The following is a 25094-nucleotide window of genomic DNA, read 5'->3' as shown; positions in this document are numbered from 1 at the left end:
CTGCCGGAGTTCGCCCGATGGCGATTAGGGTGGGTGGGGGCGCGGCAGAGGAACCCGCGAGCGGGTTGCGCGCGTCGCAAGGGGGAGAGCCGGGCGTACCGGGCCGGCGAGACCGGTCGCCCCCACCCACCACGGCACAAGGGTGCTCGACCACACCAGGAGGCAAAGTGAACGGCGATCGGGACGAGATCCGCGGCGGATGGGACACGCCCGTCGACGAGTCGTCCGACGCGGATCCCGCCGAGATGACGGGTGAGTTCACCATCGACTACACCCCTCCGGCCTGGTACACGCAGAACGCGGCGGGGGACTCGTCGGGGGGAGCGGGCTCCCACCTGGCACCGCCTCCGCCGCCGCACGGGACGCCGGTCTCCGTGCCGGAGCAGCCGTCCCGGAGCGGCTTCGACCCCAACTGGGCTCCCGCGCCTCAGACGCCGCCCGAGAACACGCCCGCGCCCGCACCCATGGAGCCCGCCGTGCCGGCGGTCCCGGAGGCACCTGCCCCGCCGGCCGCTCCGGCCCCCTCCGCCGAGGCCGCCGGTGACCCGGGCCCGTTCGGGGGTGGCGATGTGGAGAGCGGGGCCACGATGCGGTTCTCCCCGGCCGCCCTCAAGCGGGAGATCGCCGAACGCGAGGCAGCGGCACAGGCTTCCGGCACGGGACCCGGCTCGGCCTCTTCCGGTACGGACACGGGTTCGGCCTCTGCCGGTACGGAGTCGGGTTCGGCTTCCTCCGTCACGGAGACGGGCTCCACGGCCGCCGACGGTACGAGCGCGGGTTCCGCCGGCGCCGACGGTACGAGCGCGGGTTCCGCCGGCGCCGACCACGACGCCGAAGCGGGCACGGACACGGTTACGGGCACGGGCATCGGCACGGACGCGGCGGCCGCCGGGGATGCCCCGAAGCCTACGGACTCCGTCGACGCCCCGAGCCCGGACGACGCGGACGACGTGGCGGCCTCGGACGGCACCGCGGACAGCGGCAGCGCCACGGACGGCGACCGCGCCCCCGCCGCCGGAGCAGGCGCCCAGGCCGACGCCGTACCGCAGGACGCCGCCCCCCAGGACGCCCCGCCCGCCGCCTTGCCCGGACCGCAGGTCTCCGCCGCGCCGGTGCCCTGGTCCGCGCCCGCCGAGGGCGGCGCGCTCCCCCCGCTGCCGCCCGCCTTCCAGCCGGCCGCGCCGCAGCCCAGCGCACCACAGCCCGCCGCGCAGTGGCCCGCGCCCGTGCCGCCCCACGAGGCCCCCGGCGGCTACGGCTTCCCGCACCCGGCTCAGCCGCAGGCACCCCAGCCGTACCAGCTGCCCCAACAGCCCCCCGCAGCCCAGCAGTTCCCCGGCCAGGGCGCACCCCTGCCACCGCAGGCCCACCCCCAGGCCCCCCAGGGCGCGGGCGGTTACGGCTTCCCGCAGCAACAGCAGCAGCCCCCGCAGGGCGGCTACGGCTTCCCGCAGGCCCACCCGCCCCAGGCGCCCAACGCAGCCCAGCCGAACCACCAGGCCCAGCAGGGCCAGCAGAACCAGCAAAGCCACCAGGGCCAGCAGAACCACCAGGCCCACCAGAGCCCCCAGAACCAGCAGCCGGCCCCGTTCCCCGCGCAGGCCACCCCCAACCTCCCCGCGCCCGTCGCCCCCACCGCCCCCCAGCAGCCGGAGCCGTACCAGCAGGGTCAGCAGGGCCAGCCCCAGCCGCCCCACCTCCCCGCCCAGCAGCAGCCTGGCCGGCAGGACCAGTCGGGTGCACACGGTCAGCAGTCCCAGCCCGGCCACCAGGGCCAGCCCGTCGACCCCCGCGCCGGCGGCGCCTGGCCCACCCCGGTCACGCACGACCAGCGCGAGCGGTCCGTGCCGGGCGCACCGCTGGGGTACACGGCCGCCGTCGAGCTCTCCTCCGACCGGCTGGTCCGGGGGAAGCAGAAGGCGAAGAGCAGCCGTAACCCCTCCGCCGCCTCCCGGTTCAAGCTGGGCGGGAAGAAGGAGGAGGCGGAGCGGCTGCGCAAGTTGGAGCTGATCCGCACGCCGGTGCTCTCCTGCTACCGGATCGCCGTGATCAGCCTCAAGGGCGGGGTCGGCAAGACCACCACGACGACCGCGCTCGGCTCGACCCTGGCCACCGAGCGGCAGGACAAGATCCTCGCCATCGACGCCAACCCGGACGCGGGCACGCTCGGCCGCCGGGTGCGCCGCGAGACCGGGGCCACCATCCGCGACCTGGTCCAGGCGATCCCGTACCTCAACTCGTACATGGACATCCGGCGGTTCACCTCGCAGGCGCCCTCCGGGCTGGAGATCATCGCCAACGACGTGGACCCGGCCGTCTCCACGGCGTTCAACGACGAGGACTACCGGCGCGCGATCGACGTGCTCGGCAAGCAGTACCCGATCATCCTCACCGACTCGGGCACCGGCCTCCTCTACAGCGCCATGCGCGGGGTGCTGGACCTCGCCGACCAGCTGATCATCATCTCCACGCCCTCGGTCGACGGTGCCTCCAGCGCCTCCACCACGCTGGACTGGCTCTCGGCGCACGGGTACGCGGACCTGGTGCAGCGTTCGCTCACCGTCATCTCGGGGGTCCGCGAGACCGGAAAGATGATCAAGGTCGACGACATCGTGCAGCACTTCGAGACACGCTGCCGGGGTGTCGTGGTCGTCCCGTTCGACGAGCACCTGGCGGCGGGCGCCGAGGTCGACCTCGACATGATGCGGCCGAAGACCCGCGAGGCGTACTTCAATCTCTCGGCCCTCGTCGCGGAGGACTTCGCACGCGCCCAGCAGCAGCAAGGACTGTGGACGGCGGACGGCCAGAACCCGCCCCCCCAGTACGCCCCGCCGATGCCGAGCCAGCAGGGCTACCCGGCGCAGGGCCAGCCGATGCCCGGTCACCAGGGCCAGCCGGTCCAGGGCCAGCAGCCCCAGATGTCGCAACAGCAGCCCCACGCCCCCCAGCCGCAGCCCTATCCGTCCCCGCAGCAGCCGGGCCCCGGCGGTCAGCAGCCGTACGCGCCGCAGCACCCGGCCCCCGGCCAGCCCTACCAGCAGCCGTACCCCGGCCGGCCGGGGCAGCCGGGGCAGCCGGCTCAGCAGCCCTACCCCGGGCAGCCGCCGTACGGGGGATATCAGGCCGCGGGACAGCCGGGCGCTCCGCAGCCCCCGCAGCAGCCCTATCCCCCGCAGCCGGGTCCGGGCGGACCGCAGAACGGGTGGCAGCAGTCGCCGCCCTCGCAGGTCCAGTCGGGTGGACCGGCTCCGGCCGGTCCGCCGCAAGGTCAGCCCAGCGGTCAGGACAACCCGGCAGGCCAGCCCGATCTACCGGGTCCGGTGCCTGCGGCGGGGTGGCGGCAGACGCCTCCGCAGCCGCCGCAGGCTCCTCACCAGTAAGGCGTTAGAGGTCTAAACCAATGAGGTCTCGCACCGCTCGCGCGGTGCGGGCCCTCATCGCTGTTTCCGCAGCCCACACGCGGTTTGACTGACCGTTGACGAGCCCCGCGACCGCTGATAAACCTTCGCTTCACCAGCTGGCGAACCAGAGATCAACCCGCCTTCTCAAGCGAGTGATGACGCGAGGTCCCCGTCCATGGTCACAAGAGTTTCCTCCCGCACCACCCGGCCCGGCAGGCGCCTGCGTACCCTGCTGGCCTCGGGCGCGGCCGCCCTGGCGCTCACCGCAGGGTCCGTCGTCCCGGGAAACCCGCTCGCTCCGGCGCCCACCGAGGCCGCCGCCGCCGACGGGAAGACCACGCTCACGGTCGCCGTCGCCCAGAGTGTCGACTCGCTCAGCCCGTTCCTCGCGCAGCGCCTGGTCAGCACGAGCATCCACCGGCTCATGTACGACTACCTGACCAACTACGACGCCAAGGACAACAAGGCGATCCCGGGGCTCGCCACCGCGTGGGAGCCGTCCGCGGACAAGCTGACCTGGACGTACACGATCCGGCCGGACTCGAAGTGGTCCGACGGACAGCAGGCCACCGCCGAGGACGCGGCCTGGACGTTCAACAAGATGATGACCGACGAGGGCGCCGCCACCTCCAACGGCAGCTTCGTCGGCAACTTCGAGAAGGTGACCGCGACCGGCAAGGACAAGCTGGTCATCGAGCTCAAGGAGCCGCAGGCCACGATGGCCGCGCTCGACGTGCCGATCGTCCCCAGGCACGTCTGGGAGAAGGTCGGCGACTTCTCCAAGTTCAACAACGACAAGGACTTCCCCGTCGTGGGGAACGGCCCGTTCATCCTGACGGACTACAAGGTCGACAGCTTCGTGAAGCTCAAGGCCAACAAGGACTTCTGGCGCGGGTCGCCCAAGTTCGACGAGCTGGTCTTCCGCTACTACAAGGACCAGGACGCGGCCGTCGCCGCCCTGCGCAAGGGTGAGGTCTCCTTCGTCGCCGGCAGCCCGAGCCTGACCCCGGCCCAGTCCGCCTCGCTGGAGAACGCTCCGGACATCAAGGTGAACGACGCCCCGGGCCGGCGGTTCTTCGCGCTCGCCGTCAACCCCGGAGCCCGTACCAAGGACGGCAAGAAGTTCGGCGACGGCCACCCGGCGCTGCTGGACCAGAAGGTGCGGCACGCGCTGTTCATGGCGGTCGACCGCAAGACGATCATCGACAAGGTCTTCCAGGGCCACGCCGTCGAGGGCGAGGGGTACATCCCGCCGCGCTTCTCCGACTACTTCTGGAAGCCCTCGGGCAGTCAGAAGCTCACCTACGACCCGGCGAAGGCCGCCGCCCTGCTGGACGAGGCCGGGTACAGGAAGAACGGCGCGGGCAAGCGCGTCGGCACGGACGGCGAGCCGCTCGACTTCCGTATCCTCTGCCACGCCACCGACCCCAACGACAAGGCGATCGGCAAGTACCTCCAGGAGTGGTGGGGCGAGCAGGGCATCGGGCTGGAGGTCGACTGCCTCGACAACGTCTCCGACCCCTGGTACGCCGGTGAGTACGACCTCGCCTTCGACGGCTGGTCCGTCAACCCGGACCCCGACTTCGTCCTGTCGATCCACACCTGCGCCGCGCTGCCCACGAAGGCGAAGGAGTCGGCCGCGACCGACAACTTCATCTGCGACACGCAGTACGACGAGCTCTACAAGAAGCAACTGGCCGAGTACGACCCCGCCAAGCGGGCGGATCTTGTCCGGCAACTGGAGTCGCGGCTGTACGACACCGGGTACATGAACGTCATGGCGTACCCGAATGCCGTCGAGGCCTACCGCACCGACCACATCGCGTCCATCACCACCATGCCGGCGGCCGCGGGCAACATCTACGGCCAGGACGGCTACTGGAGCTGGTGGTCGGCGGTCCCGGCCGCCGGGGCCTCCTCGTCCGGTTCCTCCGACTCCGGTGGCTCCTCCACCGGAGTGCTCATCGGGGTCGGGATCGCCGTCGTCGTCCTCGCCGGTGGCGGACTGCTGTTCGCCATGCGTCGCCGCTCCACCGCGGAAGACCGTGAATAGTCCATGAGCTCAGAATCCACTCCAGCGCTGCTGAAGGGCGCGGCAGGCGTGGAGAGCACCGAATCCGGCGGCCCGGCTCCGGCCGGGCCGGCGGCCCGCTCCCCGCGCTCCCGCTCCGCCGCCGCCTACCTCCGCTACGCGGCGGGCAAGCTGGCCGGGGCGGCCGTCTCCCTCTTCGCCGTCCTCGTCACCGGCTTCTTCCTCTTCCGGCTGATCCCGGGCGACCCGGTCAAGCAGATGACCGGCGGCCGTCAGGTGTCCACCGAACAGATCGCGGCGATGCGCCGCGAGTTCGGCCTCGACCTGCCGCTCTGGCAGCAGTTCACCCAGTACTGCGGCAAGGCCCTGACCGGCGACTTCGGTACGTCGTACCAGTTCCGGGCCCCCGTCATCGACAAGATCGGCGAGGCGCTGCCCGCCACCCTGCTGCTGACCGGCACCGCCTTCGTCATCTACACGCTCCTCGGCATCTGGCTCGGCGCCCGCTCCGCCTGGCGCAACGGCAGTGCCGGGGACCGGGCCAACACCGCGTTCGCGCTGACGCTGTACTCGGTGCCCTCCTTCTGGCTCGGCCTGCTCCTCATCATCACCCTGTCGGTCGGCATCGGCCCGATCCCCGGGCTCTTCCCGACCGGGGGCATGGAGTCCGGCTCCACCACCGGCTTCGACCGGGTGCTGGACATCGCCCACCACATGGTGCTGCCCGTCATCACGCTCGTCGCCGTGGAGTACGCGCGCACCCTGCTGGTGATGCGCTCCTCGCTGCTGGACGAGATGGGCAGCGACTACCTGACCACCGCCCGCGCCAAGGGTCTGCGGGACGACCTGGTACGCCGGAGGCACGCCGTGCCGAACGCGATGCTGCCAACCGTGACGCTGCTCTTCGTGAACCTCGGTACGACGGTGGCCGGGGCGATCCTGGTGGAGACGGTCTTCTCCTGGCCGGGGCTCGGCGGCCTCTTCTACCAGGCGCTGAGCGTGCCCGACCTGCCGTTGGTGCAGGCGCTGTTCTTCGTGTTCGCCTCCGCGGTGATCCTGATGAACACGCTGGCCGACGTGATCTATCCGCTGCTCGATCCCCGGGTGGGCCGATGACTGTCACGACCGACAAACCCGCAGCCGTGTCCACGGACAGCCCCCGCGCCCTCGCCCGGGCCCGGCGACGGCAGGCTGCCGTCCGCTTCTGGCGGCAGTACCGCACACACCGCGCCGGACTCGTCGGCCTCGCCGTGCTCGTGGTCATCGCCCTGCTGGCGCTGGCCGCACCCCTGCTGGCGGGCGCCGGCTCCAGGAGCGTGACCGACGCTCCGAGCGGCCCGATGGAGGCGCCGAGCGGCGCGTTCCCGCTCGGCACCGACCAGTTCGGGCGCAGCCTGCTCGCCCTGATGCTCTGGGGTACCCGGGTCTCCCTGACGGTCGGGCTGCTGGCCGCCTTCCTGTCGGTGGCCATCGGCACCCTCATCGGGATCACCGCGGGCCACTTCAGGGGCTGGTACGCCACCGTCATCATGCGGGTCACCGACTGGTTCCTGGTGATGCCGACGCTGGTGCTGGCCATCGCCCTGGCCACGGTCCTGGACCGGTCGATCTGGACGACGATCCTGGCGATCGGCGTGACGACCTGGCCGACCACCGCCCGCCTGGTCCGGGCGCAGACGCTCTCGGTCGAGTCCCGCCCGTACATCGAGCGCTCGCGGGCGCTCGGCGGCGGACACGGGCACATCATGGCCCGCCACGTCCTGCCCAACGTGATGCCCCTGGTGCTCGCCCAGACCACGCTGGTGATCTCCACCGCCATCCTCACCGAAGCCACCCTCGCCTTCCTCGGGCTCAGTGATCCGACGATCGTCTCCTGGGGCGGGCTGCTCCAGGACGCCCGCGAGGCGGGGGCGGTCAGCTCCGGCAACTGGTGGTACCTCGCCCCGCCCGGACTCGCCATCGCCGTGGTCGCCCTCGCCTTCACGCTCTGCGGCCGCGCCATCGAGTCCGTGCTCAACCCCAGACTGGGGGTGTCCCGTTGACTGCCACGACCACCACCGAACCGGACCCGTCCGCATCTCCCGACCTGACGGAGCCGGTGGGTGATCCGCCGCTCCTGGAGGTGCGGAACCTGACCGTCACGTACGGCGGCGGGGGTGCTGCCGTCCCCGCCGTACGGGGGGTCGATCTGCGGGTGGAGGCCGGGCAGAAGCTCGGCATCGCCGGGGAGTCCGGCTGCGGGAAGTCGACGCTGGCCCTCGCGCTGCTGCGACTGCTGCCCGCGTCGGCCACCCTCTCCGGCGAGATCCTGCTCGACGGCGAGGACATCCTCACCATGAAGTGGGGGCGGCTGCGGGCGGTCCGCTGGGCGGGCGCGTCCATCGTCTTCCAGGGCGCGATGCACTCGCTGAACGCGGTGCACCGGGTCGGGGACCAGATCGCCGAGCCGATCCTGCTGCACGGCAGGTCCACTCCGGCCGCCGCCCGCGAGCGTGCCGGAGAGCTGCTGGAACAGGTGGGCCTGCCCGCCTCCCGCGCGCTGGCCTACCCGCACGAGCTGTCCGGCGGACAGCGTCAGCGGGTGATGATCGCGATGGCGCTGGCCTGCGACCCGCGCCTGATCGTCGCGGACGAACCGACGACCGCGCTCGACGTGATGATCCAGGCCCAGATCCTGCGGCTGATCGAGCAGTTGGTCGCCGACCAGGACGTCGGACTCATCATGATCAGCCACGACCTCGCGGTGCTCGCCGACACCTGCGACCGGCTCTCGGTGATGTACGCGGGCCGGGTCGTCGAGGAGGGCCCCGCCCGGGAGGTGTACGCGCAGGCCCGCCACCCGTACGGCCGGGCGCTCTCCGCCGCCTTCCCCAAGATCGGGGACCTCGCCTCCCGGCGCGCCCCCCGCGGCCTGCCGGGTGACCCGCCGGACCCGGCGGCGCTGCCGGGCGGCTGTACGTTCCATCCTCGGTGCCCGGTGGCGCTGGACTCCTGCGCCACGGAGGACCAGGAGCTGCGGGAGGCCGGGGCGCGGCGGCGGGTGGCCTGCGTGCTGGTGGACGCGGACCGCTCGCGGCCCGGGGACGAAGACGCAAGGAGCACGCCATGAGCACCACCCCTCTCGTCGGCGCCACGCCCCTGCTCAGCGCCGAAGCGGTCGAGGTCGCCTTCCCGGGCCGGCGCGGGGCCGCCACCGCCCGTGCCGTCGACGGCGTCGACCTCGACATCCGGCCCGGTGAGATCGTCGCGCTGGTCGGTGAGTCGGGGTGCGGCAAGACGACGCTCGCCCGGTCGCTGCTCGGCCTGGTCCCGCCGACCGCCGGGCAGGTCACCTTCGCCGGCTCCCCGCTGGACTACGCGGGCCGGGCGCTCAAGGCGTACCGGAAGCGGGTGCAGCTGGTGCTCCAGGATCCCAGCGGCTCGCTCAACCCGCGGCACACGGTGTACGACGCGGTGGCCGAGGGGCTGCGGATCCACGGGTACGGGGGTGACGAGCGGGCGGCCGTATCGGAAGCCCTCTCCCGAGCCGGGCTGCGGCCTCCGGAGCGGTTCCTCCTGCGCTACCCGCACGAGCTGTCGGGCGGTCAGCGCCAGCGCGTCGTGATCGCCGGTGCGCTGGTGCTGGAGCCGGAGCTGATCGTGGCCGACGAGCCGGTGGCCTCGCTGGACGCCTCGGTACGGGGGGAGATCCTGGCCCTCCTGCTGCGCCTGCGCGACGAGCTGGGCCTCTCCGCGCTGGTGGTCACCCACGACCTCGGGCTGGCCTGGAACATCGCGGACCGGGTGGCGGTCATGTACCTCGGCCGGATCGTCGAGACGGGCCCGGTCGAGCAGCTGCTCACGGCCCCTCAGCACCCGTACACCCAGGCCCTGTTGTCCGTCCTCCCGGAGGCGGAGGGCGAACCGGTCGTCCTGACCGGCGAACCCCCGGACCCCTCGAAGGTGCCCTCCGGCTGCCGCTTCCACGTCCGCTGCCAGGTCCTCGCCTCGGGGGAGGCGGAGCGGGCGGGGGTGGCGGAGGCCTGCCGCACGGTGGACCTGCCGGTGCTCGGGGGCGGCGCGGACACCCAGGTGGCGTGCCACTGGGCGGCGGCGCGGGGGGCTAGGGCCTGACCCCGTGGTGGATGGCGCCCGTCAGTTCGCCGAGCGGCCGACCGGTGCCGCCCCAGCGGTGCTGGATGATCTCGGCGGCGATGGAGACCGCCGTCTCCTCCGGCGTACGGGCTCCGAGGTCGAGTCCCACGGGTGAGGCGAGGCGTGCCAGGTGCGCCTCGTCCACCCCGGCCGCGCGCAGCCGCACCAGCCGGTCGCGGTGGGTGCGGCGGCTGCCCATGACCCCGATGTACGCGGCGGGCGTGCGCAACGCGGCGGCGAGCAGCGGCACGTCGAACTTCGGGTCGTGGGTGAGGACGCAGACGACCGTACGGGCGTCGACCTCGGTCGCTTCCAGGTAGTCGTGCGGCCAGGCGCACACGACCTCGTCGGCGGTCGGGAACCGTTCCCGGGTGGCGAAGGCGGGGCGGGCGTCGCAGACGGTGACCCGGTAGCCGAGGAAGGTGCCGATGCGCGCGGTCGCCGCCGCGTGGTCGATGGCGCCGAAGACGAGCATGCGGGGCGGCGGGGCGTACGTCCGGACGAAGACGGAGGCCTCCTGCATCCGGCGCTGCCCGTGCGCCCCGTACCGCTGGACACCGGTGCGCCCTTGGGCCAGGAGCCCGCGGGCGTCGTCCGTGACGGCGGCGTCGAGCCCCTCGTCGCCGAGCGTGCCGGAGGTACAGGAAGGGCGGACCACCATGCGGGCGCCGGTCCGCGCCTCTCCCGACAGGACGGTGGCCTCGGCGACCGGGAGGTCCGCCGCGATCAGGTCCAGCACAGCCGCGAGGTCCGCCAGCTCGCCGTCCGACGCATACGCACGCACCAGCACCTCGATCGTCCCGCCGCACGTCAGTCCGACGCCGAACGCCTCGTCGTCGCTGATCCCGTAGGTGAGCACGCGCGGTCCCGCCCCGGCGAGCACCTCGCGGGCGACCCCGTACACATCGCTCTCGACGCAGCCCCCGGAGACGCTGCCCAGCACCGTGCCCGACTCGTCCACGGCCATCACGGCGCCGGGGTCGCGGGGCGCGCTGCCGTGCACGGCGACGACGGTCGCCAGGGCGAAGGGCGTGCCGGCGGCGCACCGGGCCTGGAGGTCGGGCAGGATGTCGCGCACCCTGCCAGCATCCGCCGTCCCCGGGCGGGGCGCACGGCCAGGCGGTAGTCAGGGGGCCCGCGGGTACGCCGACGACCCGGACGGGTGCGTCAGTGGGCGCGGTCGTACGCGGCGACCAGTTCGCTGCACCGCTTCACGTCGGCGGCCATCGCCACCAGAAGGTCGTCGATCGAGTCGAACTTCAGCATCCCGCGGACGTACGCGAGGAAGTCGACGGCCACGTGCAGCCCGTACAGGTCCAGGCCGACGCGGTCGATCGCGTACGCCTCCACCGTCCGCTCGGTGCCGTCGAACTGCGGGTTGGTGCCGACCGAGATAGCGGCGGGCATCGACTCGCCGTCCACTTCCAGCCAGCCGGCGTAGACGCCGTCGGCCGGGATCGCGGTGTGCGGGAGGGTCTCCACGTTGGCGGTGGGGAAGCCCAGCTCGCGGCCGCGCTGGGCGCCGCGTACCACGATGCCCTCGACGCGGTGCGGGCGGCCGAGGATCTCGGCGGCGCCTGCGACATCGCCCTCGGCGACCAGCCTGCGGGTGAGGGTGGAGGAGAACGGCTGGCCGGCGCCCGCCGCACCGGTCACGAACAGGTCGATGACCTCGACGGTGTAGTCGTAGGTGGCGCCCAGCTCGGTCAGCAGGGCGACGTTCCCGGCGGCCTTGTGGCCGAAGCGGAAGTTCGGCCCCTCGATGACGGCCTTCGCGTGCAACTTGTCGACCAGGACCTTCACGATGAAGTCGGCCGGCGACAGCTTGGAGAACTCCGCGGTGAACGGCAGGATCAGCACCGCGTCCACGCCCAGCTCCGCCATGAGTTCGGCGCGGCGGTGGTGCGGGGCGAGCAGGGGCGGGTGGCTGCCGGGGCGGACGACCTCGCTGGGGTGCGGGTCGAAGGTCACGACGACGGACGGAACGCCCAGCTCACGGGCGTGCTCGACGGCCCGGCCGATGATCAGCTGGTGTCCGCGGTGCACGCCGTCGTAGGAGCCGATGGTGACGACGCTGCGTCCCCAGTCCTGGGGGATGTCCTCCAAGCCACGCCAGCGCTGCACTGTGACCGCTCCTCGCCCGAACCTGTGTACGTGTGTATGTCGATTACGCAGGTCTAAGACTGCCATGCTCACGCCCCGCTGCCTGCATCGGCATCGGCATCGCCCGCCGTGATGTCTCCGACGCCTCCACCGTGCGCCGGGCGCTGGGGCCCACCACCGCCGCCCACTCCTGCGGGGCGTCGGCGAGCCAGCGGATGACGAGGGCGGCGAATCCGGGCACGTCCCGGGCGAGTTCGACCAGGCGCCGGTCGAAGCGGGCGGCGCCCTCGGGGGTGCGGACGAGGAGCATGCCGGTGCGGTGGACGAGCGCGCGCGTACGGATCTCCGGGCGGGTCGCCGCTCCGGTCGCCGCGGCCTGGAGGAGGGCCTCCAGTACGTCCGGGTCCCGTCCGGTGGTCTGCTCGAACTCCAGCAGGACCTCCAGCAGCTCGGCGCGCAGCGGCCGGGACGCGGCGCTCCCGGCCCCGGCGAGCACCCGGGCCAGCGCGGCGCGGACCGGCGACGGGGCGGGGCGGTCCCGGAGCAGTCCGGTGACCAGGGGCAGCAGCAGGGCGCGGGCGGCGGGGCCGTGTTCGAGGCGGAGGTCGACGTACTCCGCCGGGTGCGTGCCGTCCTCGGGGTGGGCGCCGATGTACTCCCGTAAGAGCCCGGTGACGTGCAGGGCGAGCGCGGGCGTGTCGAGCCCGGCCAGGGCCCGCAGCACCGCGCCCCCGCCGTCGCCGGGGTGGGCCAGTCGGGCGCGGAGGGCCGCGAGGACCGGCTCGGGGTGGACCGGGAAGACTTCGGCGAGCAGCTCCACGGGCAGCCGGGGGTCGCCGTGCGCGAAGCGGCGGAGCGCCTGCGCGAGGTGGCGGCCCCGGGTCTGCGGGTCCCGGACGAGGAGGGTCAGGGCGGCGGCGTGCAGGCCGTCCTCCTCGGGGCGGGCGAGCAGTTCCAGGGCGGCGGAGCGCAGCAGGGCCCGGTCGCCCTCCGTGGTGACGCGCTGCTGGAGGAGTACGCCGTACCGGGCGGCGGCCGAGCGGCGGGCCGGGCGGTCCTCGTCGCGGGCCCAGCGCTCCACGGCCCGGCACAGCGCGGTGGGCTCGTCCTCGGCGAGGGCGGCCAGCAGCTCACCGGCCCGGGTGTGGGGGGTGGCGATCAGCGCGTCGGTCAGGTCGTCGACGGCGAGGTCGCGGCGGGCGAAGAGCAGGGCCTGCGCGGCGGCGGCCACGGTGGGGCGCAGCTCGGTTTCCGGTGCGCCGGGTCCCATCAGCAGCGGGCGCTCGTCGGTGAACCAGCGGCAGAGCAGCGGCTGTACGGCGGGGGCGTCGAGCGTGAGGCGGCGGGCCACCGCGTCGAGATACCGCTCGTCGCCGTCGGTGCGGGGCACCCCGTCGGCGGGGACGAGGCGGCGGAGCAGGTCGATCCGGTCCTCCTCGGGCAGCCGGAGCCGCCGCCAGAACCAGGGCCCGAACTCCCCGTACGCCCCCGGGCCCGCCGGTCCCCCGGTGGCGGCGGCCGCGTGGCGGGTGATGCGCCCGGCGAGGACCCGTAGGACACCGAGGTACGGGCGGGCGTCGGGCACCCGGAGCAGGCTGCCGCCGAGGAGATGGGCCGCCCACCAGGCGGCGTCCTCGTCCCGGGGGCCTCCGCGGCGAGAACCCGCGCCGGGGTGTCCGTCGTGGCGCGGACCTTCGCCTGGGTGTCCGTCGCGGCGAGGACCCGCGCCGGGGTGCCCGTCGCGGTGGTGTCCGTCGGTCCAGAGCCGGTCCAGCGCCTCGATCAGGTCGGCCATCCGGTGCGCCAGCGCGGCAGTGCCCTGGCGTCGGCCGAGCAGCACCATCGCCTGGATCACCGGCCCGATCCGGTGCCGGGGCACGGGCAGGGAGCGGGGCTCCCCGGGAGTACGGGGCTCCCGGGTGGTGCGGATCTCCCCGGGGATGCGGGTCTTCCCGGGGATGTGGGGCTCCCCGGCGGTGCGGGTCGCATCGACGGCATGCGGCTCCCCGGCCGCGCGGGTCGCATCGACGGCGCGGGGTTCCCCGGCGGCGTGGGGCTCCCCGGCGGCGTGGGGCTCCCCGGCGGCTCGGGGACACGGCACTCGCTCGCGTCCACCGCTCCCCCGGTGCCAGCGGTGCACCAGGGAGCGCAGCGCCGCGTCCAGGTCCAGGTGGGCGCCCTGCACCCAGTCGCCCAACTCCTCGTGGGCGAAGCGGTAGCCGGCCCCGGCGGGGACCAGGAGCCCCTCCGTCAGTACGGCCGAGGCCCACCCGGTCCGCCAGGGGAAGATCTCCTCGAACGCCTCCCGGTCCAGCTCCCCCTGCCCCGGGCCCAGGCAGCGCCGGGCCGCCTCGTGGACCTGGCCCGCCACCCGGGCGGCCAGCCTCCGTACGGCGGTGCCGCGGGGCTGCTCGTCGGCGGCGGCCGCGATCCGGACCGCGACGCGCACGCACATGAGATCCAGGTGGGCGCCGAAGACATCCTCGGTGTCGGGGCGGCCCGGGACGCCCGGAGGCAGGGCCTCGCGGACCTCGGCGAGCAGGCGCAGGGTGAGCGGGTGCCGGTCGTGGCCGGGGGCGAGGGCGTGCGGCGGGATGCCCAGGCGCTCCTTGGCCCGGTCGGCCTGGGCGGGGGTGAGATCGGCCAGGCGCAGGGACGGCGGCAGCCCGCGGGCGGGGCGGTGGGGGCGGTGCAGGGCGCCGGGCGGGTAGAGGGCGCCAGCGGTCTCCCAGTGCTCGGGGCGGCAGGCGACGACGAGCCGGGCGCGGTGCTCCCGCAACCAGGTGGCGGTGCCCGCCGTCCATTCGGCGAGGCGGTGGGCCAGCAGCGGCGGCATCTCCTCCGGGCCGTCCAGGACCACGAGGAGGGGGTGGCCGGCGTCGGCGGTGAGCCGGGCGATCCGTCCGGCGGTGGCCGTGGCCATGTCCCCGAGGGCCCCGGCCGCAGCCACGATCCGGGCCGAGCGGGTCAGCGTACGGTCCGCCGCTTCGGCGACCGAGGTGTCGTCGGCCAGCAGGTCGGCGCCGCGCAGCCAGAGCGTGGGGGCGGGCGCCGCGCTGTCGGCCCGGCGGGCGGCGAGGGCGGCCAGCTCGGTGGTGCGGCCGGTGCCGGGCCCGCCGACGAGACCCAGGACCGTGCCCGTACCGGCCTCGAAGGCGGCGAACTCGGCGGTGACCTCATCGCGCTCGACCGGTGCGGTGCGGGCTCCGGGGCCGTCCGCCGAGCCGACGGAGGTGGCGGTGAGCTGGAGGACCCCGGCGAGGTTGAGGTCGGGGCCGTAGGCGGGGGCGGCGGCTGCGTTGCGCGCGAGGAGGGCGTCGAGAGCGGGGTCGGCGCCGCGCGGGAGGGGCAGGGCGAGCCCGGCGGCCTCGTACGGGGTGGTGAGGGCGGTGCACAGGAGGCCGAGGACCGCGCCGGTGGCCGGGTCGCTCACCGGTCCCCCGATCGCCGCGCCGCCGGAGCGCAGGGCGTCGCGCCCGTCGGTGCCGAGGGCCAGCTCCAGGGCGGCCGGGACCGGGTGGGCGCCGTCCGGGGCGGTGTAGGTGGCGGGGGCCGTACCGAGGACCCGGGCCTCGCGGCGGCCGTGGGCGGCGATCCCGACGTAACTGCCGGGCTCGATCCGCTCCCGTACGGCGATGGGCAGCGGCTCCACGTCGAGGGTTCCGGAGCCGCCGGTGCGCAGGAGGGCGAGGCCGAGGGCGGGGAGCGCGGTGATGTCGTCGGGGCCGATGCGGCAGGTGCGGCCGTCGGTGCCGTGGAGGAGGAGCGGGCCGGGGGCGGCGGTGGCCTGGTGGGCGGTGACGACCGTGCCGCGGTCGTCCGCGACGAATCCCGTCCCCCGCGGCCGGCCGGCCTGATCACAGATTCTCACCAGCGTCGACCGGTCCCCACTGCCCATGGTCTGACGGTAGGCCGCCGGTGATCTCCGGGAGTAGCGCGGACCGGTAAAGCGCCCCCCGCGCACCGGGTGTTCACTTCGAGCGCCCGTCCAATGGGGTGAATAGGCGTGTCCCCCTGGAGCAGAGATGGTCCCGGGGGGACGTGGAGCGGGCACCGGGTGGGGGGGTGGTGCCCGCTCCACACATCACCGGGAGCGCCGGCTCAGGCGAAGACGGCGAGGCTCTTGGCCTTGCCCTTCTCCTCCTCCACGAGCACGAGGAACGCGCCGTCCGGCCCGAAGACCGCGACCGGCCCCGGCGGGTGCGCGGGCATGTCCAGCCGTACGCCGTTCAGCAGCAGCTTGGCGCGCTTGTCGTCGACGTCCCAGCGGGGGAAGGCGGAGGCGGCCGCGTCGGCGACCGGCATCACCGTCAGCTCCTCCTGGTGCGCCTCCAGGGTGCGGGCCGCGTCCAGTCCGTACGGGCCGACCCGGGTGCGGCGCAGCGCGGTCAGGTGGCCGCCCACGCCGAGCCCGGCACCGAGGTCCCGGGCCAGGGCGCGGATGTACGTCCCCGAGGAGCAGACGACGGAGACGACCAGGTCCACGACGGGAGTGCCGTCCTCGGCGACGGCCTCGCGGACGTCGTAGACGCGGAAGGAGGAGACGGTCACCGGGCGGGCCGGGATCTCGAACTCCTCGCCGCCGCGCACCCGCGCGTAGGAACGCTTGCCGTCGATCTTGATGGCGCTGACCTTGGAGGGGACCTGCATGATCGCGCCGGTCAGCGCCGCCACCCCGGCGTCGATGCCCTCACGGGTCACGCCGGACGCGTCGGTGGACGAGGTGATCTCGCCCTCGGCGTCGTCGGTGACGGTGTCCTGGCCGAGCCGGATCGTGCCGAGGTACTCCTTCTCGGTCAGCGCGAGGTGACCGAGCAGCTTGGTGGCCCGCTGGACGCCGAGCACGAGGACTCCGGTCGCCATCGGGTCGAGCGTTCCGGCGTGGCCGACGCGGCGGGTGCGGGCGATGCCGCGCATCTTGGCCACGACGTCGTGCGAAGTGAAGCCGGACGGCTTGTCCACGATGACAAGGCCGTCCGGCGTCGGGTTCTGGTCGGTCATGCGGAGGTCGGACCCTCGTTCTTGTCGGAGGCCCCGGCCTCGTCGTCCTCGTCCTCGGGCTTGCGGTACGGGTCGGCGTCGCCGGCGTACTGCGCGCCCGTGGAGACCTCGCGCACCTCCGCGTCCTTGGCCCGCGCCTTGTCGAGGAGGTCCTCGATGGTGCGGGCGTTGTCCGGGAGGGCGTCCGGGACGAAGGCCAGGCTCGGCGTGAACCGGACCCCGGTCTGCCGTCCGACCTCGGAACGCAGGACGCCCTTGGCGCTCTCCAGCGCCGCGGCGGAGGCCGCGCGCTCCTCGTCGTCGCCGTAGACCGTGTAGAAGACCGTGGCCTCCCGCAGGTCGCCGGTGACCCGGGCGTCCGTGATCGTCACGAATCCCAGCCGCGGATCCTTGATTCGGCGGTCCAGGGTCTCCGCGACCACGACCTGGATGCGATCGGCCAGCTTGCGGGCCCGCGCGTTGTCGGTCACCGGTCCGTCACTCTTCCTTCTGATTTCGCTTGGCTGTCAGTCTTCGTCACTGTGCAGCCGCCGTCTCACCGACAGCAGCTCCACCTCGGGGCGCGCGGCCACCAGCCGCTCGCACCGGTCCAGCACGTCCGTCAGGTGTCCGGTGTCACCGGAGACCACGGCGAGGCCGATCTCGGCCCTGCGGTGGAGATCCTGCCCGCCGGTCTCCGCCGCACTCACCGCGTACTTGCGCTGGAGTTCGGCGACGATCGGACGGACGACGGAGCGTTTCTCCTTCAACGACCGTACGTCGCCGAGGAGCAGGTCGAAGGACAGGGTCCCCACATACATGTGTGTCCGGATGTCCCGCCGGTTCGGGTTCGTGCCCCGCCAGAACTTGGCGGGGACATCAGAACCGTACCGGAACGGCCGGGGCCGATCGACGGAAATACGACCCGTCGACCGGCCCCGACCGTGGTGGCGGGGTACCGGGGGCGGACCCCCGGTACCCCGCCGAATCCTTGCGGATCCTCGCGGATCAGCCTCGCGGCTTCTCGCGCATCTCGTACGTCGCAATGACGTCGTCGATCTTGATGTCGTTGAAGTTTCCGAGGTTGATACCGCCCTCGAAGCCTTCGCGGATCTCGGTGACGTCATCCTTGAAGCGGCGCAGACCGGAGATGTTGAGGTTCTCCGCGATGACCTTGCCATCGCGCAGCAGGCGCGCCTTGGTGTTGCGCTTGACCTCGCCGGAGCGGACCAGCACACCGGCGATGTTGCCCAGCTTGGACGAGCGGAAGATCTCGCGGATCTCCGCCGTGCCGAGCTCGACCTCTTCGTACTCCGGCTTGAGCATGCCCTTGAGGGCCGCTTCGATCTCTTCGATCGCCTGGTAGATGACCGAGTAGTACCGGACGTCCACACCCTCGCGCTCGGCCATCTGCTCGGCCCGCCCTGCGGCGCGCACGTTGAAGCCGATCACGATGGCGTCGGAGCCGGTCGCCAGGTTGATGTCCGACTCGGTGACCGCACCCACACCGCGGTGCAGGACCCGGATGTCGACCTCTTCACCGACGTCGAGCTGGAGCAGCGAGGACTCGAGAGCCTCCACCGAACCGGACGCGTCGCCCTTGATGATGAGGTTGAGCTCCTGGACCAGACCGGCCTTGAGCGCCTCGTCCAGGTTCTCCAGGGAGAACCGGACACCCTTGCGGGCGAAGTTGGCGTTGCGCTCACGGGCGGCACGCTTCTCGGCGATCTGACGGGCCGTACGGTCCTCGTCGACGACCAGGAAGTTGTCGCCGGCGCCCGGGACGTTGGTGAGACCGAGCACCAGGACGGGGGTCGAGGGACCCGCTTCCTGCACGTTCTGACCGTTGTCGTCGAGCATGGCGCGCACCCGGCCGTAGGCGTCGCCCACGACCATCGTGTCGCCGATACGCAGCGTTCCGCGCTGGACCAGGACGGTCGAGACCGCACCGCGACCGCGGTCGAGGTGGGACTCGATCGCGATACCCTGCGCGTCCTGCTCCGGGTTGGCCCGCAGGTCGAGCGAGGCGTCGGCGGTGAGGACGACGGCCTCCAGGAGCGCCTCGATGTTGAGGCCCTGCTTGGCGGAGATGTCGACGAACATGGTGTCGCCGCCGTACTCCTCGGCCACCAGACCGAACTCGGTGAGCTGACCGCGCACCTTGGTCGGGTCGGCACCCTCGACGTCGATCTTGTTGACCGCGACCACGATCGGCACGTCGGCCGCCTTGGCGTGGTTCAGCGCCTCGATCGTCTGGGGCATCACACCGTCGTTGGCCGCCACCACGAGGATCGCGATGTCGGTCGACTTCGCACCACGCGCACGCATGGCGGTGAACGCCTCGTGACCCGGGGTGTCGATGAAGGTGATCTTGCGGTCCTCGCCGTTGACCTCGGAGGAGACCTGGTAGGCACCGATGTGCTGCGTGATGCCGCCGGCCTCGCCCGCGACGACGTTCGTCTTGCGGATCGCGTCCAGCAGTCGGGTCTTACCGTGGTCGACGTGACCCATGACGGTCACGACCGGCGGACGGGAGACCAGGGCCTCGTCGCCGCCCTCGTCCTCGCCGAACTCGATGTCGAAGGACTCGAGCAGCTCGCGGTCCTCCTCCTCGGGGCTGACGATCTCCAGGACGTAGTTCATCTCGTCCGCGAGCAGCCGCAGCGTCTCGTCGGAGACGGACTGCGTCGCCGTGACCATCTCGCCGAGGTTCATCATCACGGCGACGAGCGACGCCGGGTTGGCGTTGATCTTCTCCGCGAAGTCGGTGAGCGAGGCACCGCGCGACAGCCGGACGGCCTGTCCGTTGCCGCGAGGCAGCATGACGCCGCCGACCGACGGGGCCTGCATGGCCTCGTACTCCTGGCGCCTCTGCCGCTTCGACTTGCGGCCACGACGCGCCGGACCGCCGGGACGGCCGAACGCACCCTGCGTGCCACCACGGCCACCGGGGCCACCGGGGCGACCGCCGAAGCCGGGACGACCGCCGAAGCCGCCGCCACCACCGGGACGGCCGGCACCGCCGCCGCCACCACCGGGACCGGCCGGACGGCCTGCGAAGCCGCCGCCACCGCCACCGGGACGACCGGCGAAACCGCCGCCACCGCCACCGGGACGACCGGCACCGCCGCCACCACCGGGGCGACCGCCACCGGCACCGGGACCACGGCCACCGCCGGGGCCACCACCGGGACGCGGGCCGGCAGCGGGACGCTGCGGCATCATGCCCGGGTTGGGACGGTTACCGGCGGGACCGCCGCCGGGACGCGGAGCCTGCGGGCGGGGCATGCCGCCCGGAGTGGGACGGGCACCGCCCTGACCCTGACCGCCCTGGGGGCGCGGGGCGCCGCCGGGGCCGCCCTGGGGACGCGGGGCGCCGGGGCGCTCCGAGCCGCCACCGGGGCGCGGGGCACCGCCGGGACGGGGCGCCGAGGGGCGCGCCATGCCGGTGGAACCGCCGGAGGTGAAGGGGTTGTTGCCCGGACGGGGACCGGCCGGACGGGCGCCGCCGGGGCGCGGTGCGCCCTGGCCGGCGGGACGTGCGGGGCGGTCGCCGCCACGCTCGCCACCACGGCCGCCGTCACGCTGACCACCGTCGCGGGCGCCACCGTCACGCTGACCGCCGGCCGGAGCCGGACGGGCGGAGCCGCCGGCCGGACGCGGTCCCGGGGAGGCCGCGGGACGCGGGGCCTGGGGCTGCTGGGGGGCGGCCGGCTGGGCCGGAGCCGGAGCCGAGAACTCGGCGGCCGGGACCGGGGTCACCGGGGCCGCCTTCGGCGCGGGCTTCGGGCCCGGACGGGGGCCCGCCGACGGCGCGGAGGGCGCCGCGGGGGTGCTGGTCTCCGGGGCCTCGGCAGCGGCCGGCTTGGGGGCCGGTGCGCCGGGCTTCGGGGCAGCGGGACGTGCCGCAGCGGCCGGGGAGGGCGCTGCGGGCTTCGCGGGCGTCGCCTTGCGGGGCGCGCCAGGCTTGGCAGCGGACTTGCCGGCGTTGCCGCCGGGCCCCTGCAGTGCGTCGGTCAACTTGCGTACAACCGGCGCCTCGATCGTCGAGGACGCCGAACGGACGAATTCACCGAGTTCTTGGAGCTTGGCCATGACGACCTTGCTCTCGACGCCGAACTCCTTGGCGAGTTCGTATACCCGGACCTTAGCCACTTCGCTCCTTTTAGGTCCGGGTTACCGCCGGACCGTCGCTACTTCATGGGCGTACTCATCGCGTACTCATCGAGTGCTCATCGCAATCTCGACCTACTTCCAACTCGCGAGGTACCTGACCGCACGGGGTCCCGTGCCGTTCACTTTCCTACGGTGCCACCCGCTCGACGAACCGCGTGAGTGCCGCGGTGTCGAACGGCCCCTTGGCCTTGAAGGCCCGGGGGAATGCCCGGCGGCGAACCGCCAGGTCGAGACAGACAGAGGTGGGGTGCACATAAGCACCCCGGCCGGGCAGCGTACCGCGTGGATCAGGGGCGCAGGCGCCCTCGTCCACCACGATGCGCAGCAGCTCGCTCTTGGCCACTCGCTCCCGGCATCCCACACAGGTTCGCTCGGGGCAAGCGCGGGCTTGCGTCCGGCCAGACACGTTTTAGTCTACCTCCCCGTACCGACCTCACCCCTTTGGGGCAAAAATCGAACGGATGTTGTCGTGATCTCAGCGGCGTACGGCCAAGATCTATTCCCTGGAGCCGCTCCGGGTCAACGCCTTTCCGAGCGCTCCCGAGCCCGCTCGGCCCGCTCGCGGTCGGCGCTCTCGCGCTCCTCGTCCGTCTCGGTGTCGGGACGGATGTCGATGCGCCAGCCGGTGAGGCGGGCGGCGAGGCGGGCGTTCTGGCCCTCCTTGCCGATCGCCAGCGACAGCTGGTAGTCCGGCACGGTGACACGGGCGGAGCGGGCGCCGAGGTCCACGACCTCGACCTTGCTCACCCGGGCGGGCGACAGCGCGTTGGCGACCATCTCGGCCGGGTCGTCCGACCAGTCCACGATGTCGATCTTCTCGCCGTGCAGCTCGGCCATGACATTGCGCACACGGCCGCCCATCGGGCCGATGCAGGCGCCCTTGGCGTTGAGGCCCGAACGGGTGGAGCGGACCGCGATCTTGGTGCGGTGGCCGGCCTCGCGGGCGATCGCGGAGATCTCGACGGAACCGTCGGCGATCTCCGGGACCTCCAGCGCGAACAGCTTCTTCACCAGGTTGGGGTGGGTCCGCGAGAGCGTCACCGAGGGGCCGCGGACGCCCTTGGCGACCCGTACGACATACGTACGAAGGCGCAGGCCGTGGGTGTACTCCTCACCCGGCACCTGCTCCTGCACCGGAAGGATGGCCTCCAGCTTGCCGATGTCGACCAGGACGTTCTTGGGGTCCTTGCCCTGCTGGACGACGCCGGTGACGACATCGCCCTCATGGCCCGCGTACTCCCCGAAGGTCTTGTCGTCCTCGGCGTCGCGCAGCCGCTGCAGGATGACCTGCTTGGCGGTGGTCGCGGCGATCCGGCCGAATCCGGAGGGGGTGTCGTCGAACTCCTTGGGCTCCTGGCCCTCCTCGAGGTCGGCCGGGTCCTCCTTGGCCCACACGGTGACATGGCCGTTCTCGTCGAGCTTCACGCGCGCCCGGCGGTGGCTGCCGTCGGTGCGGTGGTACGCGATGAGGAGGGCCGACTCGATCGCCCCGACGAGCACGTCGAAGGGGATCTCCTTGTCCTGCGCCAAGCCCTTCAGAAGCTTCACATCGATGTCCACGGCTACGCCTCCTCTTCCTTCTTGTCCTTGCGGTTGAATTCGATCTCCACGCGCGCCTTGGCGATCTCGTCGAAGGCGAGGCGGCGGGACGTGGGCTTGCGACCCTTGACGCCGGGCACTTCGAGGTCGAGCCCGTCCTCGTCGACCGCGAGGATCCGGGCGACCAGCTCACCGGAGCCGTCGGCGGCGAGCTGGAAGCGGGCCAGCCGGCCGGTGGCGCGTACGTAGTGGCGGTGCTCGGTGAGCGGGCGATCCGCGCCGGGGGAGCTGACCTCCAGGACGTACTCGCCCTCGCCCATCGCGTCGGTCTCGTCCAGCTTCTGGGAGATCGCGCGGCTCAGCTCCGCGCAGGTGTCCAGCTCCACGCCCTCGTCGGAGTCCACGATGACCCGCAGCACTCCACGTCGGCCGGCCCGGGACACCTCGATCTCCTCGAGGTCCAGCTGCTGCGCGCTGACGAGCGGTTCCAGCAACCCGCGCAGCCTCTCGCTCTGGGTGGTGCTCATCCGGGTGACTCCTCGGCCGCGTGTGCTGTTGTGGGGATCGTCGTGTGTCAGGTCAAAGGGTATCCGGTCGCCAGGGGTGTTGCCGTCCGCCTGCCCCGTCACCGCGGGTACGCTCGCCTGCGGTGATCACTTCAGGACAGATCGTGTCAGGATCGGTCCCGGCCCGAAGGAGAAACGTGCGGCGCACGGGGACGACCCGCAGGGGGGCGCTCACCGCGACGGGGGCTCTGGCACTGGGTGCGGTGCTGACCGGCTGCGGGGACGACGACAAGGGCCCGGGCCGGGGCGGGCCGGGGCGCACCGAGGCCGAAGCCGTCCGGGTCGAGAAGAGGCTGCGGACGGCGGCGGCGCGCACCGCGGCTGTGACGCTCGCACAGTACGACCTGGCCGCCCGGTCCCACCCGGCCCTCGCGAAGGGCCTGGCGCCCCTGCGGGCGGCCGTGCGGGAGCACACCGAGGCACTGTCGGCGGGCGGCGGAAAGGCCGTCCCGGCCGCACCCGGTCCCGTGGCCGCCGACGCGAGAGCCGCCGTGAGGGAACTGGCCGCCGCCGAGCGCCGCAGGGCTGACGCGCACGCCGAGGCCCTGCTGACCGCGGAGCCCGAGCTGGCCCGGCTGCTGGCGTCGGTGGCCGGCGCCGCCGCGGCGCACGCGTATCTGCTGACCGAGCTGGCCAAGGAGACCTCGTCATGACCCTTCCCTTGGAAGATGAGACCCCCTCCCCCGCCCTCACCGCCACGCAGGCCGCGCTGGCCGCCGAGCACGCGGCCGTCTACGGGTACGGGGTGCTAGGCGGCCAGGTGTCCGGGAAGCGGCGCACCGAGGCGAACGCGGCGTACGACGGGCACCGGGCGCGCCGGGACGCGCTCGTGCGCACCGTGCGTGACCTGGGCGGTGCGCCGGTCGCCGCCGACGCCGCGTACGCTCTCCCCTTCGCCGTCAGCGACGCCGTGTCGGCACTGCGGCTCGCCACGGTCCTGGAGGACCGGGTGGCGGGCGTGTACTCCGATCTCGTACGGGCCACCGAAGGGCCCGCGCGCGCCGACGCGGCGGGCGCACTGCGGGAGGCGGCCGTGCGGGCGGCCCGCTGGCGGGGCGGCAACGTAGCCTTTCCGGGGCTCGCCGAGCGGGCCCCGGGCGCCGATCCGGACGCGACGAGCCCGGTGGAGGCCGCGGGAGCCGACACCCCTCAGGGCTGACGAAGGACGGAAAGGGAACAACGGACGTATGGGTTTCGAACCGCCGCAGCGCCTGGTGCGCGCGCTCGGCGAGATGTACGGGGACGACGCGGCGGCCCACTGGCTGGACCGGCTCCCCACGCTCACCGAACGGGCGATCGGCGCCGCGGGGCCGGACCTCGCCGTGGAGCGGGTGGCCGCCCCCGGTGGGCGCAGCGCCCTGGTGCTCCTGGTCCGGCGGGCCGACGGGGCCCCGGCCGCGCTGAAGATCGCCCCGCCGCGCGCCGAGCCGGAGCGGGAGCGGGCGGCACTGGCGCACTGGAACGGCTGGGGCGCGGCGAAGCTGCTGGATTCCCCGGAGCTGGACACCCCTGGGCTCGACCCGTCCGGGGCGCTGCTGCTGGAGCGGTTGCACCATGAGGTGTCGCTGCGTTCGCTGCCGGAGGCCAAGGCTCTGCTTGAGGCAGCGGGCACGGTCCGGCGGCTGTGGGTCGAGCCGCCCGCCGGCCACCCCTTCGAGACGGTGGCCGAGCGGACCGGACGGCAGAGCGAGGGGATGCGGGCGGCCGCCGAGGCCGATCCGGAGCTCGCCCCGCTAGTGGACGCGGCCCTCGCGGCCCGTACCGAGCTGGTGGAGGGCTCCCCCGAACTGCTGCTCCTGCACGGCAACTTCCGCCAGAGCAAGGTGCTCTCGGGTGAGCGTGCCCCGTGGCTGACGGTGGGTCCGGAGCCGCTGGTGGGCGAGCGCGCCTACGACCTGGCGCGGCTGGTGCGGGACCGGGCGGAGGACCTGATCGCCTCCCCTGGTGGCCCGGTGACGGCCCGGCGGCGGGTGAAGAGGCTGGCGGAGTCCCTGGAGGTGGATCAGGCGCGGCTGCACGGCTGGACGCTGTTCCGGGCGGTCGAGTCGGGGACCCGCGCGCTGGCCGAGGGGCGGCGGCAGATGGGCGAGGTCAACCTGGAGTTCGCGGGCTGGCTGTAGGGACGCGCACGTACGAGGAGGGCCCCCGCACACGGTGTGCGGG

At 73.4% G+C, this 25094-nt stretch carries 19 protein-coding genes; 9 read left to right on the top strand and 10 right to left on the bottom strand.

What is annotated here, in order from left to right; genetic code table 11:
* Nucleotides 1-167: 167 nt before the first annotated feature.
* The 6 genes from ACIQAK_RS26990 to ACIQAK_RS26965 all read left to right on the top strand — a co-directional run bounded on the left by ACIQAK_RS26990 (nt 168) and on the right by ACIQAK_RS26965 (nt 9546).
* Nucleotides 168-3380: an SCO5717 family growth-regulating ATPase gene (locus ACIQAK_RS26990; RefSeq protein WP_366387770.1), complete on the top strand. Its 3213-nt coding sequence runs from the start codon at nt 168-170 to the stop codon at nt 3378-3380.
* A 196-nt stretch (nt 3381-3576) separates the two neighbouring features.
* On the top strand, nt 3577-5454 hold the full coding sequence (locus tag ACIQAK_RS26985; RefSeq protein WP_366387769.1) for an ABC transporter substrate-binding protein: 1878 nt from the start codon (nt 3577-3579) through the stop codon (nt 5452-5454).
* Between the two features lie 3 nt (nt 5455-5457).
* The gene (locus ACIQAK_RS26980) at nt 5458-6549 is read left to right on the top strand and encodes an ABC transporter permease (protein WP_366387768.1); all 1092 of its coding nucleotides are present in this window, start codon (nt 5458-5460) and stop codon (nt 6547-6549) included.
* Nucleotides 6546-7475 (top strand): ABC transporter permease, encoded by a 930-nt coding sequence (locus tag ACIQAK_RS26975; protein WP_366387767.1) that lies wholly within the window; start codon nt 6546-6548, stop codon nt 7473-7475. The genes ACIQAK_RS26980 and ACIQAK_RS26975 overlap by 4 nt, the downstream gene beginning before the upstream one ends.
* Nucleotides 7421-8542: an ABC transporter ATP-binding protein gene (locus tag ACIQAK_RS26970; RefSeq protein ID WP_401370543.1), complete on the top strand. Its 1122-nt coding sequence runs from the start codon at nt 7421-7423 to the stop codon at nt 8540-8542. The genes ACIQAK_RS26975 and ACIQAK_RS26970 overlap by 55 nt, the downstream gene beginning before the upstream one ends.
* Nucleotides 8539-9546, top strand: coding sequence for an ABC transporter ATP-binding protein (locus ACIQAK_RS26965; RefSeq protein WP_366387765.1), 1008 nt, complete (start codon nt 8539-8541; stop codon nt 9544-9546). Before ACIQAK_RS26970 ends, ACIQAK_RS26965 begins: the two co-directional genes overlap by 4 nt.
* Here ACIQAK_RS26965 and ACIQAK_RS26960 read toward each other — a convergent pair.
* From ACIQAK_RS26960 to rimP, 10 genes are all read right to left on the bottom strand, one after another.
* Nucleotides 9536-10645 (bottom strand): XdhC/CoxI family protein, encoded by a 1110-nt coding sequence (locus ACIQAK_RS26960; protein WP_366387764.1) that lies wholly within the window; start codon nt 10643-10645, stop codon nt 9536-9538. The genes ACIQAK_RS26965 and ACIQAK_RS26960 overlap by 11 nt on opposite strands.
* An 89-nt stretch (nt 10646-10734) precedes the next feature.
* Nucleotides 10735-11691 carry a bifunctional riboflavin kinase/FAD synthetase gene (locus ACIQAK_RS26955; protein ID WP_366387763.1) on the bottom strand — a complete coding sequence of 319 codons (957 nt, stop codon included), beginning with the start codon at nt 11689-11691 and terminating at the stop codon, nt 10735-10737.
* Nucleotides 11692-11734: 43 nt separating this feature from the next.
* Nucleotides 11735-15568, bottom strand: a complete 3834-nt coding sequence (locus ACIQAK_RS26950) for a serine protease (RefSeq protein ID WP_366387762.1) — start codon at nt 15566-15568, stop codon at nt 11735-11737.
* Between the two features lie 203 nt (nt 15569-15771).
* Complete coding sequence (gene truB, locus ACIQAK_RS26945; RefSeq protein ID WP_366387761.1) at nt 15772-16671, bottom strand: tRNA pseudouridine(55) synthase TruB; 900 nt, start codon at nt 16669-16671, stop codon at nt 15772-15774.
* Nucleotides 16668-17141, bottom strand: coding sequence for a 30S ribosome-binding factor RbfA (gene rbfA / locus ACIQAK_RS26940; protein ID WP_366387760.1), 474 nt, complete (start codon nt 17139-17141; stop codon nt 16668-16670). The genes truB and rbfA overlap by 4 nt, the downstream gene beginning before the upstream one ends.
* Before the next feature lie 36 nt (nt 17142-17177).
* Nucleotides 17178-17471 carry a DUF503 domain-containing protein gene (locus tag ACIQAK_RS26935; RefSeq protein ID WP_015611818.1) on the bottom strand — a complete coding sequence of 98 codons (294 nt, stop codon included), beginning with the start codon at nt 17469-17471 and terminating at the stop codon, nt 17178-17180.
* A 187-nt stretch (nt 17472-17658) separates the two neighbouring features.
* Nucleotides 17659-20805: a translation initiation factor IF-2 gene (gene infB, locus ACIQAK_RS26930; RefSeq protein WP_366387759.1), complete on the bottom strand. Its 3147-nt coding sequence runs from the start codon at nt 20803-20805 to the stop codon at nt 17659-17661.
* A gap of 148 nt (nt 20806-20953) precedes the next feature.
* Entirely contained in the window at nt 20954-21232 is a 279-nt protein-coding gene (locus ACIQAK_RS26925) for a YlxR family protein (RefSeq protein ID WP_366387758.1), read from the bottom strand.
* Between the two features lie 113 nt (nt 21233-21345).
* Nucleotides 21346-22386 (bottom strand): transcription termination factor NusA, encoded by a 1041-nt coding sequence (gene nusA / locus ACIQAK_RS26920; RefSeq protein WP_366387757.1) that lies wholly within the window; start codon nt 22384-22386, stop codon nt 21346-21348.
* Between the two features lie 2 nt (nt 22387-22388).
* Nucleotides 22389-22892, bottom strand: a complete 504-nt coding sequence (rimP, locus tag ACIQAK_RS26915) for a ribosome maturation factor RimP (protein ID WP_366387756.1) — start codon at nt 22890-22892, stop codon at nt 22389-22391.
* Between the two features lie 176 nt (nt 22893-23068).
* Here rimP and ACIQAK_RS26910 point away from each other — a divergent pair, with 176 nt between their 5' ends.
* The 3 genes from ACIQAK_RS26910 to ACIQAK_RS26900 are packed head-to-tail and all read left to right on the top strand — an operon-like array spanning nt 23069 to nt 25051.
* Nucleotides 23069-23584: a hypothetical protein gene (locus ACIQAK_RS26910; RefSeq protein WP_366387755.1), complete on the top strand. Its 516-nt coding sequence runs from the start codon at nt 23069-23071 to the stop codon at nt 23582-23584.
* Nucleotides 23581-24090, top strand: a complete 510-nt coding sequence (locus tag ACIQAK_RS26905; RefSeq protein WP_366387754.1) for a ferritin-like domain-containing protein — start codon at nt 23581-23583, stop codon at nt 24088-24090. The genes ACIQAK_RS26910 and ACIQAK_RS26905 overlap by 4 nt, the downstream gene beginning before the upstream one ends.
* A gap of 28 nt (nt 24091-24118) precedes the next feature.
* A complete protein-coding gene (locus ACIQAK_RS26900) occupies nt 24119-25051 on the top strand; it encodes an aminoglycoside phosphotransferase family protein (protein WP_366387753.1) in 933 nt (310 codons plus the stop codon).
* The last annotated feature ends 43 nt before the right edge of the window (nt 25052-25094 follow it).

This window comes from Streptomyces sp. NPDC088706, from assembly GCF_044752765.1.
Lineage (GTDB): Bacteria > Actinomycetota > Actinomycetes > Streptomycetales > Streptomycetaceae > Streptomyces.
Note: the sequence above shows the minus strand (reverse complement) of the source record. Positions and strands in the feature narration are given on the sequence as shown.

What these genes read in the sequence shown, in the direction of transcription:
- ACIQAK_RS26935 (WP_015611818.1), bottom strand. Translation starts at nt 17,471, where the DNA reads ATGTATGTGGGGACCCTGTCCTTCGACCTGCTCCTCGGCGACGTACGG.
- ACIQAK_RS26980 (WP_366387768.1), top strand. Translation starts at nt 5,458, where the DNA reads ATGAGCTCAGAATCCACTCCAGCGCTGCTGAAGGGCGCGGCAGGCGTG.
- ACIQAK_RS26965 (WP_366387765.1), top strand. Translation starts at nt 8,539, where the DNA reads ATGAGCACCACCCCTCTCGTCGGCGCCACGCCCCTGCTCAGCGCCGAA.
- ACIQAK_RS26905 (WP_366387754.1), top strand. Translation starts at nt 23,581, where the DNA reads ATGACCCTTCCCTTGGAAGATGAGACCCCCTCCCCCGCCCTCACCGCC.
- ACIQAK_RS26985 (WP_366387769.1), top strand. Translation starts at nt 3,577, where the DNA reads ATGGTCACAAGAGTTTCCTCCCGCACCACCCGGCCCGGCAGGCGCCTG.
- ACIQAK_RS26900 (WP_366387753.1), top strand. Translation starts at nt 24,119, where the DNA reads ATGGGTTTCGAACCGCCGCAGCGCCTGGTGCGCGCGCTCGGCGAGATG.
- truB (WP_366387761.1), bottom strand. Translation starts at nt 16,671, where the DNA reads ATGACCGACCAGAACCCGACGCCGGACGGCCTTGTCATCGTGGACAAG.
- ACIQAK_RS26975 (WP_366387767.1), top strand. Translation starts at nt 6,546, where the DNA reads ATGACTGTCACGACCGACAAACCCGCAGCCGTGTCCACGGACAGCCCC.
- rimP (WP_366387756.1), bottom strand. Translation starts at nt 22,892, where the DNA reads ATGAGCACCACCCAGAGCGAGAGGCTGCGCGGGTTGCTGGAACCGCTC.
- ACIQAK_RS26950 (WP_366387762.1), bottom strand. Translation starts at nt 15,568, where the DNA reads ATGGGCAGTGGGGACCGGTCGACGCTGGTGAGAATCTGTGATCAGGCC.